At 71.3% G+C, this 11,757-nt stretch carries 11 protein-coding genes; 8 read left to right on the top strand and 3 right to left on the bottom strand.

The features are described 5' to 3' along the window. Positions 1 to 28: 28 nt before the first annotated feature. Complete coding sequence (locus HND91_RS02695; RefSeq protein WP_181704963.1) at positions 29 to 733, bottom strand: GntR family transcriptional regulator; 705 nt, start codon at positions 731 to 733, stop codon at positions 29 to 31. 87 nt (positions 734 to 820) lie between these two features. On the opposite strand from HND91_RS02695, the gene HND91_RS02690 reads away from it, so the two are divergent. Genes HND91_RS02690 through uxuA form a run of 4 tightly spaced genes read left to right on the top strand, consistent with a single transcriptional unit; the run spans position 821 to position 4,898 of the window. Next, entirely contained in the window at positions 821 to 1,795 is a 975-nt protein-coding gene (locus HND91_RS02690) for a C4-dicarboxylate TRAP transporter substrate-binding protein (RefSeq protein WP_181704962.1), read from the top strand. Between the two features lie 57 nt (positions 1,796 to 1,852). Continuing rightward, positions 1,853 to 2,371: a TRAP transporter small permease gene (locus HND91_RS02685; protein ID WP_181704961.1), complete on the top strand. Its 519-nt coding sequence runs from the start codon at positions 1,853 to 1,855 to the stop codon at positions 2,369 to 2,371. 2 nt (positions 2,372 to 2,373) lie between these two features. Beyond that, the gene (locus HND91_RS02680) at positions 2,374 to 3,651 is read left to right on the top strand and encodes a TRAP transporter large permease (protein ID WP_181704960.1); all 1,278 of its coding nucleotides are present in this window, start codon (positions 2,374 to 2,376) and stop codon (positions 3,649 to 3,651) included. Positions 3,652 to 3,689: 38 nt separating this feature from the next. Then, positions 3,690 to 4,898 (top strand): mannonate dehydratase, encoded by a 1,209-nt coding sequence (uxuA, locus tag HND91_RS02675; protein ID WP_181704959.1) that lies wholly within the window; start codon positions 3,690 to 3,692, stop codon positions 4,896 to 4,898. Between the two features lie 46 nt (positions 4,899 to 4,944). On the opposite strand, the gene HND91_RS02670 is transcribed toward uxuA, so the two are convergent. Beyond that, on the bottom strand, positions 4,945 to 5,340 hold the full coding sequence (locus tag HND91_RS02670; protein ID WP_181704958.1) for a hypothetical protein: 396 nt from the start codon (positions 5,338 to 5,340) through the stop codon (positions 4,945 to 4,947). Between the two features lie 233 nt (positions 5,341 to 5,573). Between HND91_RS02670 and HND91_RS02665 the strand changes: the two genes are divergently transcribed. The 4 genes from HND91_RS02665 (at position 5,574) to HND91_RS02650 (ending at position 9,480) form a co-directional block, all read left to right on the top strand. Then, positions 5,574 to 6,293 (top strand): hypothetical protein, encoded by a 720-nt coding sequence (locus HND91_RS02665; RefSeq protein ID WP_210272536.1) that lies wholly within the window; start codon positions 5,574 to 5,576, stop codon positions 6,291 to 6,293. Positions 6,294 to 6,475: 182 nt separating this feature from the next. Next, positions 6,476 to 7,108, top strand: a complete 633-nt coding sequence (locus HND91_RS02660; RefSeq protein WP_181704957.1) for an exopolysaccharide biosynthesis protein — start codon at positions 6,476 to 6,478, stop codon at positions 7,106 to 7,108. Between the two features lie 239 nt (positions 7,109 to 7,347). Further along, positions 7,348 to 8,568 (top strand): HPP family protein, encoded by a 1,221-nt coding sequence (locus HND91_RS02655; protein WP_181704956.1) that lies wholly within the window; start codon positions 7,348 to 7,350, stop codon positions 8,566 to 8,568. A 156-nt stretch (positions 8,569 to 8,724) separates the two neighbouring features. Further along, a complete protein-coding gene (locus HND91_RS02650) occupies positions 8,725 to 9,480 on the top strand; it encodes a sulfite exporter TauE/SafE family protein (protein WP_181704955.1) in 756 nt (251 codons plus the stop codon). Between the two features lie 116 nt (positions 9,481 to 9,596). On the opposite strand, the gene treS is transcribed toward HND91_RS02650, so the two are convergent. Next, positions 9,597 to 11,663, bottom strand: a complete 2,067-nt coding sequence (treS, locus tag HND91_RS02645; protein ID WP_181704954.1) for a maltose alpha-D-glucosyltransferase — start codon at positions 11,661 to 11,663, stop codon at positions 9,597 to 9,599. Positions 11,664 to 11,757 lie beyond the last annotated feature (94 nt).

Below are 11,757 nucleotides of genomic sequence, written 5' to 3'. Positions count from 1 at the left end.
CAGGAGGGAGCCGTGGCCGCCGGTCCGGTCAATCCAGGAAGAAGGCCGGATGGGCCTCGGCGAGCCGGGGCAGCGAGAAGAGGATCTCGGACAGGTGGCGCTTCATGGCCGCCTCGGCCCGGTCCGGGTCGCGGGCGCGGACCCCGTCCAGGATGGCGGCGTGCTGCTCGATCAGCACGTGGAGCGGGGTCGCGTCCGGAAGCGACAGGTAGCGGACCCGGTCCATCTGGGCCTTCAGGCCCTCCAGCACCCGCCAGGCGTCCTCGCAGCCGGCCGCATCGGCGAGGCCCTGGTGGAAGGCCTCGTCGAGGCGCAGAAAGCCGGCGTGGTCGCCGTCCCCGGCGGCCCGGCGCTGGCCTTCGATCAAGGCGTCGAGGTCGGACAGGCGGTCGCCGGTCGCCTCGGCGGCGGCCTTGCGGGCGATCGCCACCTCGATCGCCTCCCGGATGAAGCGGGCGTTGGCCACCTCGCGGCGGGAGATCTTGCGCACGAACGTGCCGCGCTGGGGGCGGATCTCCAGGAGGCCGGCCTCGGCGAGCTTGATGAAGGCCTCGCGCACCGGCTGGCGCGAGACGCCGAGCTGGCGGGCGACGTCCGCCTCCGACAGCGGGTTACCCGGGCTGAAGCGCAGCTGGATGATGGCGTCGCGGAGCGTGTCGAGCACGCGTCCGCTGACGGTCACCCGCCGGTTCCGGGGGTGGTCCTCGTCGAGGGTCGCAAGGGCTGAGAGCATGTCCATGTTGACGGCCTTAGACTACCATACTAGCATACAAGTAAGCGCTTCCAGGGGGAAAGGACAGCGCCTTTCGGGAGGATCCAGATGAAGACCACCATGATGACGGCGCTCGTGGCGCTGACCGCGTTCCTTGGCGCCGAGACGGCCGATGCCGCCGACTACACGCTCAGCATCAACACCGCCCTGACCACCGCCGACCCACTCTACAAGGGCCTGGAGGCGTTTCAATCGGCGGTCGCCGAGCGGTCCAACGGGGCGCTCGAGGTCAAGCTGTTCCCGAACTCGCAGCTCGGCGCGGACGAGGACGTGCTGGAGCAGGCCCGCGCCGGCGCGCCGGTGGCGGTGGTTGTGGACGGCGGACGGCTCGCGGTGTTCCAGAAGGAGTTCGGCGTCCTCGGCGCGCCCTATCTGGCCTCCGGCTACGAGGGCATCCGGAAGATCGTCACCTCCCCGCTGTTCGAGGAGTGGGTGAAGAAGCTGCACGACAGCTCCGGCCACCAGATCCTGTCGTTCAACTGGTGGCAGGGCGAGCGGCACCTGTGGACCAACGTGCCGGTCAAGACCCCCGCCGACCTCAGCGGCGTGCGCATGCGCACGCCCGGCGCGCCGGTCTGGGTGGAGACCGTGAGCGCCATGGGAGCGACGCCGACGCCGATGCCCTTCTCGGAGGTCTATTCGGGCCTGGAGCAGAAGGTGATCGACGCGGTGGAGGCCCAGCTGCCGGCCGGGCAGGGCGCCAAGCTGTTCGAGGTGACCAAGCACCTGACGAAGACCGCCCACATCAACCTGATCACCGGCATCGTGACGAGCGCGCCCTGGTTCGACGGCCTGCCGGCCGAGCTCCAGACCATCCTGCGCGAGGAAGCCCTGAAGGCCGGCGACACCGCCTCCTACGGCACGAGGGACGCGCTCGCCCGGATCGAGACGGAGCTGACCGACGCCGGGATGACCGTGAGCGAAGCCGACACGGCGGCCTTCCGCGAGGCGACCGCCGGCGTCTACGAAAAGCTCGGCTACGGAGACCTGCGCGACCAGCTGCAGGCGATCGCCAACAACTGATCGCGCGGAGGCGGGCCATCGGCGCCCGCCTCCCCGTCACCGGATCCGGAGACACACATGCTCAAGCGACTGGACGCGCTGGAGGCGGCGCTCCTCTTCCTGCTGCTCGCCGCCATCACGGGGCTCGTGTTCGTGGCCGCCCTCATGCGCTTCTTCGGCCATCCGCTGACGTGGTCGGTGGACATGGCGCAGCTCCTCTTCATCTGGCTCTGCTTCCTCGGCGGGTCGCGGGCCATGCGGGCGAAGGCCCACCTCGGTATGGAGGTGCTGGCCAAGCGCCTCAGCGACCGGAACCGGTTCACCGTCGAGATGGCCTGTTCGGGCCTCGTGATCGCCTTCCTGCTGGTGCTGGCGGTGGAGGGCGTGAAGCTGACGCTCCTCAACCTGGAGCGCCAGTTCGGCGACAGCACGCTCTCCTACGCGTGGGTGACGGTGGCCGTGCCGGTCGGGTGCGTGCTCATCGCCTGCAGCCTCGCCTTCAACATGCTGGACGCCTGGCGCCGCCGCGCGACCGGCGTCCTTCCCTACACGCGCACCGCGGCCGACCGCGAAGCGCCCTCGGCTCTGGAGCTCTGACCATGCTGATGGGCGTCGTCTTTGTGGTCCTGATGGCCATCGGCATGCCGGTGGCCTTCGCGACCGGGATCGCGGGCTTTCTCTTCTTCCTCACCGAGCCGGGCATGCCGATGTCCATCGGCGTGCAGAAGATCGCCAGCATGAGCCAGAGCTTCCCGCTGCTGGCCGTGCCCTTCTTCGTGCTCGCCGGCCACCTGATGAACGAGAGCGGCATCACCGACCGCCTGCTCAAGGTGTCGCTGGTGGCGGTCGGGTGGATGTCCGGCGGGCTCGCCCAGGTGGCGATCGTGCTTTCCACCCTGATGGGCGGCGTGTCCGGCTCCGCGGTGGCGGACGCCGCCATGGAGGCGCGCATTCTCGGCCCCACCATGGTCGCCAAGGGCTACGGCAGGGCCTTCTCGGCGGCGGCGATCGCGGTCGGCTCGCTGATCACGGCGACCATCCCGCCGTCGATCGGCCTCATCCTCTACGGCTACGTGGGCAACGTCTCGATCGGGCGGCTGTTTCTGGCCGGCATCATCCCGGGCATCCTGATGATGCTGGTGCTGATGCTGACCGTGTACGTGATCTCCCGCCGGCGCGGCTACGTGGTGGCGAGCGCCACCCGGCCGACCGTGGGCGAACTCGCCCGGGCCTGTCTCGACGCCAAGTGGGCCCTGTTCTTCCCGGTCGCCCTGGTGCTGGCCATCCGAGGCGGCGTGTTCACCCCGTCGGAGGTGGGCGCCTTCGCGGTGGTCTACGCCCTCGCGGTCGGCTTCCTGGCCCACCGGCAGCTGACCCCGCCGCAGGTCTGGCACGCGTTCGTGCAGGCGTCCACGGACGTCGGCCTCATCATGCTGATCATCCTGATGAGCGGCATGATCGGCTTCGCGACCATCTACCTGCAGGTGCCCCAGTCCATGGCGTCCTGGATGCTGGAAGGGCTCTCCAGCCCGTCCCTCATCGTGATGGTGATCCTGGTCTTCCTGCTCCTCGCCGGCCTCGCGCTCGACAGCACCGTGATGGTGCTCCTGCTGACGCCGATCTTCGTGCCGATCATCAAGACGGTCGGCATGGACCCGGTGCACTTCGGCATCCTGATGATGAGCATCGTGACCCTCGGCGGCATGACCTGGCCGAGCGGCGCGGCCATGTTCGCCGTCTGCTCGCTGATGGACGTGAGCATCGAGGAATACAGCATCGAGTCGATCCCGTTCATCGCCGCCGTCGTGGCGCTGATCGTGGCGCTGCTCTTCCTGCCGGGCGTGGTGCTCTGGCTGCCCAACATGGCCTTCGGCTGACCGCTGCCGGCCGCGCCGATAAACATATCGAGGTTGACATGAGACACACGTGGCGCTGGTTCGGCCCGGTGGACAAGGTGACGATCGCCGACGCCCGGCAGGCGGGCGCGGAGGGCATCGTGTCCGCGCTCCACCACGTTCCGGCCGGCGAGGTCTGGACGCCGGAGGAGATCGCCCGGCGGCAGCGCGAGGTGGCGACGCTGCCCTCCGAGGCGCCGAGCGGCCTCGCCTGGGAGGTGGTGGAGAGCCTGCCGGTCTCCGAGGCGATCAAGACCCGGACCGGCGACTGGCGCCGCCACGTGGAGGCCTGGACGACCTCGCTCCATCACCTGGCGGCGGCGGGCATCGAGGTGGTCTGCTACAACTTCATGCCGGTCCTGGACTGGACCCGCACGGACGTGACCTGGCGCGTGGCCCACGGCGGCACCACCATGCGGTTCGACCTCGTGGACTTCGCGGTGTTCGACATCCACGTGCTCGGGCGGGCGGGCGCCCGGGACGACTACGAGCCGTCGGTCGCCCGGGCGGCGGACGACCGGAACGCGACCATGAGCGACGCGGACCGGAGCCGGCTCTCCGCCGCCGTCAACGCCGGCCTGCCCGGCGAGGCGGAGGTGGGGCTCGACCGGCTCCGGGGAGAGCTCGCCCGCTACGCCGAGATCGACGCGGAGCGCCTGCGCGCCAACCTGATCGGCTTCCTGGAGGCGGTGGCGCCGGTGGCGGAAAGCCTCGGCCTCCGGCTCTGCTGCCATCCGGACGATCCGCCGTTCCCGCTGATGGGCCTGCCGCGGATCCTGTCCACGGAGGCCGACTACCGGGCGATCCTCGACGCGGTGCCGAGCCCGGCGAACGGCGTCACCCTCTGCACCGGCTCGCTCGGCGCCCGGCCCGACAACGACCTGCCCGGGATGGCGCGGCGGCTCGGCCCGCGGATCCACTTCGTGCACCTGCGGAACGTGCGCCGGGAGACGGCGGGCGTGCCCTGCTCCTTCCACGAGGACGAGCACCTGGCCGGCGACACCGACATGGTGGCGGTGATCGGGGCTCTCCTCGACGAGGAGGCGCGCCGGCGCGCCGAGGGCCGTCGGGACGCGGTGCTGCCCATGCGGCCCGACCACGGACAGGACATCCTGGACGACCTCGCGCGCGGGGCGCAGCCGGGCTATCCGGCGATCGGCCGGCTGAAGGGGCTCGCGGAGCTGCGCGGCGTGGAGCGGGCGCTCGCCAGCGTCGCCGGCCGGCGCTGACGAAAGGGCGGCGATTCCGGCCCGGCGGAGCGGCTCGCAGGGGCCGCTACCAGCTGTTCAGGCCGGACCGCTTGCCTTTGACCATGACCTCCGCCTGGCGGGAGCCGGACGGGACCCAGTCCTCGCAGACCTCCTTGCCGGGATCGATCTCGGTCCAGGTGCGGCAGAACTGGTTCTTTTTGATCGTCCAGGTCCCCTTGATGGTGATGGCGGACCCGCCGTCCGGCGTCACCTTGCCGGCGGCGGTGCCGTCCTTGTTGAAGACCAGCATCCCGCTGTAGCCCTCGCCGGGGCCGCCAAGCGCGATCCGGCCGTGGTCGTCGATGACCGCCTTGATCCGCGCGCCGGACATGGGCTTCTCCCCGGCGGCGGCACCGGAGCCGGCGGCGCCCACGGTCGCCCCGATCGCGAGCAGCACGGCGGCGAATGGTCTCCTCGTCATGTCTCTCCTCCTCCAATCCATCGCCGGGTCTCAACGGCGCCGCGGTCCGCGCGAGCCGGGCCTTCAAGCTCAGCCTTGGGCTGAGACGCGGCGTCGTCAAGGTCGGAGACGGTGAAGAAGGGGCCGCGCCAAGGCGGCGTACGGCCGGGCCGCCGCGGTCCGCGCCAATCGGCGAACTGTTCCGGCGCTCGGCTGTTCGACAGGTGACGCCACCCCGGGAACGGAGCCGCCGCTTGATCGAGATCGTCACCGGCATCATGGCTCTGGCTTTCGCCGCCATCCATCTCCTCATCGGGCTTGCGCGCTTCATCGACGTGGTGCCGCGGAGCCAGTGGCTGTCGGCGGCGGGCGGCGCGGCGGCGTCCTACATCTTCCTGCACGTCCTGCCCGAACTCGCCTCCCACCAGGAGACGATCCGGGAGGCTTTCGGCACCGGGCGCGCCGAGATGGCGGTCTACTGCGTCTCGCTTCTGGGCCTCCTGACCTTCTACGGCCTGGAACGGATGGTCCGCACGCCGGTGGAGGGCGACCGCCCGGACGCGGGATCCGGCCGGGGGGTGTTCTGGATCCACATCGGCTCGTTCGCGCTCTACAACGCCCTCATCGGCTATCTCCTGGTGCACCGGGAGGAGGAGGGCCTCCTTCCCCTCGCGACCTACTTCGTCGCCATGGCGCTTCATTTCACAAGCAACGACTACGGGCTGCGCAAGGACCACAGCCGCGCCTACGACCACACGGCGCGCTTCGTGCTCGCCGCCGCGGTGGTGGCCGGGTGGGCGCTCGGCATCGCGACGGACGTGCCCGAGTGGGTGGTCGGAGTGCTGTTCGCCTTCCTGGCGGGAGGCGTGGTCCTGAACGTCCTCAAGGAGGAACTGCCCGAGGAGCGGCAGAGCCGGTTCGTGCCCTTCGGCCTCGGCGCGCTCGCCTATGCGGCGCTGCTCCTGGCCGAGTGAGCCGGCGGGAACCGGGCCGGCTCGGTTTCGGTTGCTGAACCGGGGGCGGTCGCCGTCGGACCGGCGGCGCTGGGGCCGCCGGCGCGGCCGATGGCCGCCGGCGCGGCCGATGGCCGCCGGTGGGGCCGATGGCCGCCGGTGGGGCTCTCGGGGCGGACGGAACGGCAGGATTGGAGATCGGGATGTCCAGATCGTCGGTGGCGGATCGGCCGGAGACGAACGGGGAAGCCGGCGAGACCTTCGAGGGGCTCGGGCCGCTCCTCGACGAGGTGGACGAGCTTGCCGCCGACCGGGGCGAGGTTTCGCTCGCCGACCTTCTCAAGGCGCTCGGCCAGGCGAGCTACGGGCCGCTGCTGCTGCTGCCCGCGCTGCTGATCATCTCGCCGCTGTCGGCCTTCGTGGGCTTCGACAGCGTGATGGGCATCCTCATCGCGCTCGTGGCCGTTCAGATGCTGTTCGGCCGCAAGCACGTCTGGCTGCCGCAGGCGCTGCTGAGGAAGCCGGTCTCGCAGAAGAGGCTCGGCAAGGTCATGCGCTTCCTGCGCCCGGTCGCCCGGTTCACGGACCGGATCATCCACCCCCGGATGGAATGGCTGGCCGCCGCGCCCTATTCGCGGATCATGGCGGCGGTCTGCGCGATCATCGGCATCACCATGCCGCCCCTGGAGGCGATCCCGTTCTCCAACACGATCGGCGCCGCCGTGGTCAGCTTCATCGCGCTCGGCCTGACGGTCCGCGACGGCGCGCTGATCGCCATCGCGATCGCGGTCCTGGTGGTCGGCGGCGGTGCGGGCCTCTACTACGCCTTCGGCTGACCCGTTCTTTCCCCGGTTCGCCAAGCGTCCCCGTCCTCGCGCGCCGGGCGTCCGCGGCCGGCCGCGGTTGCGGCAACGCGCCCGGCCGCGCCCGCGGCAAAAAGTTTCCGCGCGCGAGCCTCGACGCGCACTTTTCACGTCTTCCGTCGGGGGACGACTGCCCTTACAACCAGAGCTGCCCGCCTTTTATGCATAACGCACAGAATTGTGGCTGATCCGCTGCCCCGCAAGGAAGCAGAATGCCTGCAGTTTGGACGAAGCTCTCCCGGTTCGTACCCGCCATGCCGCCCGTCAGCCGGGCCGAGCAGATCCGCGGCTGCGTCGGCGCCCTGCTCGGCTTGGCGGCGGTCGGGCTGATGAGCGCGCTCCTCGGATCGGAGACCCACGGCCTGTCGGCCCTCATCCCGCCCATGGGGGCGTCGGCCGTCCTGCTGTTCGCCCTGCCGGCGAGCCCGCTCGCCCAGCCCTGGTCGATCCTCGGCGGCAACCTGATCTCGGCCGCCATCGGGGTCGGGTGCGCCCGCTGGATCCCGGACGCCACGATGGCGGCGTCCCTCGCCGCGTCGGCGGCGATCGGCGCGATGTTCCTCCTGCGCTGCCTCCACCCGCCGAGCGGCGCCATTGCGCTGACGGCGGTGCTCGGGGGTGACACGATCACGGACGCGGGCTTCGGCTTCGTGCTCTGGCCCGTGGTGCCGGCGTCGCTGACGCTCCTCCTGGCGGCGGTGGCCTACAACCGGCTGAGCGGCCGCACCTATCCGCACGTGGCGGCGACGCCCGCCCCGAACCCGCACCGGACGGCGGACGCGGCGCCGACGCACAGGCTGGGCGTGCGGACCGAGGATCTGGACGCGGTCCTCAGCCGGCACGACGAACTCCTCGACGTGGACCGGAGCGACCTCTCCGCCCTGTTCCTGGAAGCCGAGATGGAGGCGCACGGCCGGCGTCACCAGGCGATCACCTGCCGCCACATCATGTCGAAGGACGTGGCGACGGTGGCGCCGGACGCGCTGCTGAGGGACGCCTGGGCGCTTCTGCGGCGCCACCGGATCAAGGCGCTGCCGGTGGTCGCCCCGGACCGGACGCTGGTCGGGATCCTCACCCAGACCGACTTCATGCGCTGTTCCGACTGGGACCCGCGCCACGGCCTGCGGACCGGCCTGCGGCGGCTCGCCCAGACGGTGGTCCGGCTGGAGCGGGACCCGATCACCCGGGTGCGCGAGATCATGACGGCGGACGTCACGACGGCGACCCCGGACACGCCGGTGGCCCGGCTCGTGCCCGCCATGGCCGACCGGGGGCTGCACCATGTGCCGGTGGTCGACGCGGACGGACGGATCGCCGGGATCGTGACCCAGTCGGACCTGGTGGCGGCCCTCTTCAAGGTCAGCCTCGCGGACCCGGCGGCCGGCGCGGGGCCGGTCCGGCCCGCGGCGAGCCCGCGCCGGCCGACGGCCTGACCGGCGCGGCGGCTCGGCGACGGCGGCCGAAGGCCTGACCGGCGCGGAGGTTCGGCGACGGCGGTCGCCAGGCGGCGATGGCGCTGGGCCCGCGTCGGCCATGCGGCCGCCCGTTCTATGGTGCCGCCCTGCGGCCGCACGATCCCGGAGGCGCCGATGGCGGATGTCGCGTCAGAGACCATCACGGTGGCCGTGGTCGCGGCGACCTTCCTCGTCGCCGGCCTGGTGAAGGGCGTTACCGGCATGGGCCTGCCCACGGTGGCCATGGGGGTGCTCGGCTCGGTGCTGTCGCCACTCGCCGCCGCGGCCCTGCTGCTCGTGCCATCCTTCGTCACCAATGTCTGGCAGCTCGCGGCCGGGCCGCGGCTCCGCCCGCTGGCGGTCAGGCTCTGGCCGATGATGGCGGCGATCGTCGTCGGCACCCTCGCCGGGTCCGCCGTTCTGGCGCGCGGGGACGCGCGGCTGACCACCGCCGGCCTTGGGGCGGCGCTGGTCCTCTACGCGGTCTACACGCTCGCCGCCCGTCAGCCGAGGGTGCCGCCGCGCCACGAGCGGTGGCTGTCCCCGGCGGTCGGGTTCGCGACCGGCGTCGTGACGGGCGGGACGGGCGTCTTCGTGATGCCCGCCGTGCCCTACCTGCAGGCCCTCGACTTGGAGAAGGACGATCTCGTCCAGGCCCTGGGGCTCTCCTTCACGCTTTCCACCCTGGCGCTCGGCGCGGGCCTTGCGGCCCACGACGCGGTCCGGCCGGCCGACCTGGCGCTGTCGGCGCTGGCGGTCGCCCCGGCGCTCGCCGGCATGGCCGCCGGGCAGCTGATCCGGCGGCGGATCAGCCCCGGGACGTTCCGCCGCTGGTTCCTGGTCTGCCTGATGCTGCTCGGGCTCGACATGACGGTCCGCGCCTTCCCGTGACGCGGGCCGGCCCGGAAGCGGACAGCGGGCCGGTGCCCCGGCCGCGGCGGTCCGCGGGCTGCGCCGGCCGGGTCGGGTCTTCCGGTCCGGTCTTCGGGTCGGGTTTTCCCGTGCGGTCAGGTCTGGGGGATGGCGCTGACGATCCTGAGCGACTTGCCCTCGAAGCCCTCCAGCCGGAGCGCGAAGTCGCCGGCCGGGGAGACGTCGCCGACGATCGTCTCCTCCACCATGTCGACCACCGGGCCGGGCTGGACGCCGGGGACGGACACGGTTTCCTCCACCGGGTCCGGCCCGAAATTGAGCGCGGTCACCTGGAGGCCGCGGCCGTCCGGCAGGTCATGGACCATCAGGAGGACGGACGGGTTGGCGACGTCCGGGATGGCGACCTGCCGGCTGGCGTGGATGCCGTAGGCCTGCCGCACGGCGAGCAGGCGCTTCAGCTGGCTGGCGAACGAGTCCGGGTCCTGGAGCTGGACGGGGAGGGGGCCGTAGAGCATGCGCGCCTTGGGCAGGCCGGCGCGCGAGTGGGTCGCCTCCGGGTCCACGTTGCCGAGGTCGTAGGCGCCGCGCTCGATCCAGCGGGTGTCGCCGTCCGCCATCATGTCCCGGACCGCGTCGGCCGGCAGCGGCAGCGCGCCGACGAGATCCCAGCCGGAGACGGCGAAGACGCCCGGCTGGAAGGCGTTGAACATGGCCAGAAGCAGGTGGACGCGCCGGATGAGGCGGCTCTCCGCCTCGCCGATGGCGTCGAGGTCGCGGATGCCGAGGGCGGCGGTGATCACGCTCGCGGTCGTGCAGGAGACGCCGTTGGTGACGAAGCGCAGGTTGTAGGGCGCGTTCTCGCCGGTGAGGCGCTCGTACATCTCGGTGCGGATGTGGTCGCGCAGCAGATGGCCCGGCCAGTTCTTGCCGCCGAGGCTGTAGGTGTCGTTGGCGTGGAGCGTCCAGAAATGGACGAGCTCGAGCGTGAGCTCGTCGTGGTTCTGCATGGCGTGGATGAGCGAGGCCGGGTCGATGCCGTAGTCGAGCACGGTCCGGAGCATGAGCCGCAGGAACTCGGTGTCCCGGGTCAGGATCGCGTGGTGATAGGCCGGGCGGGTGATGAAGTCGTAGGAGAGGTCGGCGCCGCCCTTCGACATGGCGGCGATGTCGTCGACCGTCAGGTTGAGCTCCTGGAACGAGAAGGCGCCGGCCTTTCGGACCATGCCGCCGATGAGCTGGTTGCCGACCACCGAGAGCGGATGCCCCTCCGACCAGGCCGGGCCCGCGGGCTGGCGCTCCACGCCGAGGAAGCCGTTGGCGTCGAGGCGCAGGCCGCGCGCGCCGAGCACGTCGATGGAATGCATGGCGTCGCCGATGATCATCTGCGGGGCGGCGAAGGACGGGTCGAGCCAGTTGAGCGAGGGCTGGCCCTCCTTGAAGTAGTGCAGGTAGACCCAGCGCCGCGCGACGCCGTCGACCCCGACCACCACGTCGGTGGCGCTCCAGTCCGTCTCCTTGATGCCCGGCTCGAAGAAGATGACCCGGCGGAGCTGGCCGACGATGTAGCCCTTGTCCTTCAGCTGGTCGACGACGGCGGGCGGCAGGTTGACCGCGTGGCGGCCCTCGGCGACCTCGGGCAGGAGGGGCCAGTCCTCCTCGCGGATCTCGATCATGTGGTAGAGGCCGGGATAGTCGCCATAGGCGATCTCGGCCAGGCGGAAGTCGGCGCCCTTGCCGGTGTGCGCCGGGATGATGTCGTCGATGATGATGGCGTTGTGGGCCGCGGCCGTCCGGCTCATGGCCACGAATTCCTCCTCGGTGCCGAAGGCCGGGTCGATGTCGAAGCTGATCCGGTCGAAGTTGCCGTCGACGGTGGGCGTGTAGGTGGTGCCCCGGTAGCCGCCGGCGAGCTTCATGGGACCGGTGTGGACGCCCTGGACGCCGACCGCCGACAGGCAGCGCCAGAGGGACGGGTCGCCGAGGGTCTGCAGCACGGTCTCCCCGTCGCGGGTGATCAGCGACGCCGGATAGGCGGTGAACCAGACGGACGCGATGGCGGACGCGGCTCTCGGACGGGCCTCCGCGTAGGGGTTGTTCCAGAAGCGACCCTGGCCGACGTACCGCTTCGTGAGCTTGCGGGCATGGTCCAGCATGGACCGCTCCAGAAGCCATTCCACGTAGCCGGGATCGAAATTCCGCATGTCCTGCTCCTCAAGGCCTCGCATCGTCGTGCGCCAGCCGGAGTACCCCCTCGGCCGGCATATGGTTCCCGCGCCCGGTCGGTTCGGGGCGCGA

It is taken from the genome of Chthonobacter rhizosphaerae, assembly GCF_013839525.1.
Lineage (GTDB): Bacteria > Pseudomonadota > Alphaproteobacteria > Rhizobiales > Pleomorphomonadaceae > Chthonobacter > Chthonobacter rhizosphaerae.
The sequence above is the reverse complement of the archived record's forward strand: the minus strand, read 5'-3'. Positions and strand labels throughout refer to the sequence as shown.

What these genes read in the sequence shown, in the direction of transcription:
- HND91_RS02680 (WP_181704960.1), top strand. Translation starts at nt 2,374, where the DNA reads ATGCTGATGGGCGTCGTCTTTGTGGTCCTGATGGCCATCGGCATGCCG.
- uxuA (WP_181704959.1), top strand. Translation starts at nt 3,690, where the DNA reads ATGAGACACACGTGGCGCTGGTTCGGCCCGGTGGACAAGGTGACGATC.
- HND91_RS02660 (WP_181704957.1), top strand. Translation starts at nt 6,476, where the DNA reads ATGTCCAGATCGTCGGTGGCGGATCGGCCGGAGACGAACGGGGAAGCC.
- HND91_RS02670 (WP_181704958.1), bottom strand. Translation starts at nt 5,340, where the DNA reads ATGACGAGGAGACCATTCGCCGCCGTGCTGCTCGCGATCGGGGCGACC.
- HND91_RS02655 (WP_181704956.1), top strand. Translation starts at nt 7,348, where the DNA reads ATGCCTGCAGTTTGGACGAAGCTCTCCCGGTTCGTACCCGCCATGCCG.
- treS (WP_181704954.1), bottom strand. Translation starts at nt 11,663, where the DNA reads ATGCGGAATTTCGATCCCGGCTACGTGGAATGGCTTCTGGAGCGGTCC.
- HND91_RS02650 (WP_181704955.1), top strand. Translation starts at nt 8,725, where the DNA reads ATGGCGGATGTCGCGTCAGAGACCATCACGGTGGCCGTGGTCGCGGCG.
- HND91_RS02690 (WP_181704962.1), top strand. Translation starts at nt 821, where the DNA reads ATGAAGACCACCATGATGACGGCGCTCGTGGCGCTGACCGCGTTCCTT.
- HND91_RS02695 (WP_181704963.1), bottom strand. Translation starts at nt 733, where the DNA reads ATGCTCTCAGCCCTTGCGACCCTCGACGAGGACCACCCCCGGAACCGG.
- HND91_RS02685 (WP_181704961.1), top strand. Translation starts at nt 1,853, where the DNA reads ATGCTCAAGCGACTGGACGCGCTGGAGGCGGCGCTCCTCTTCCTGCTG.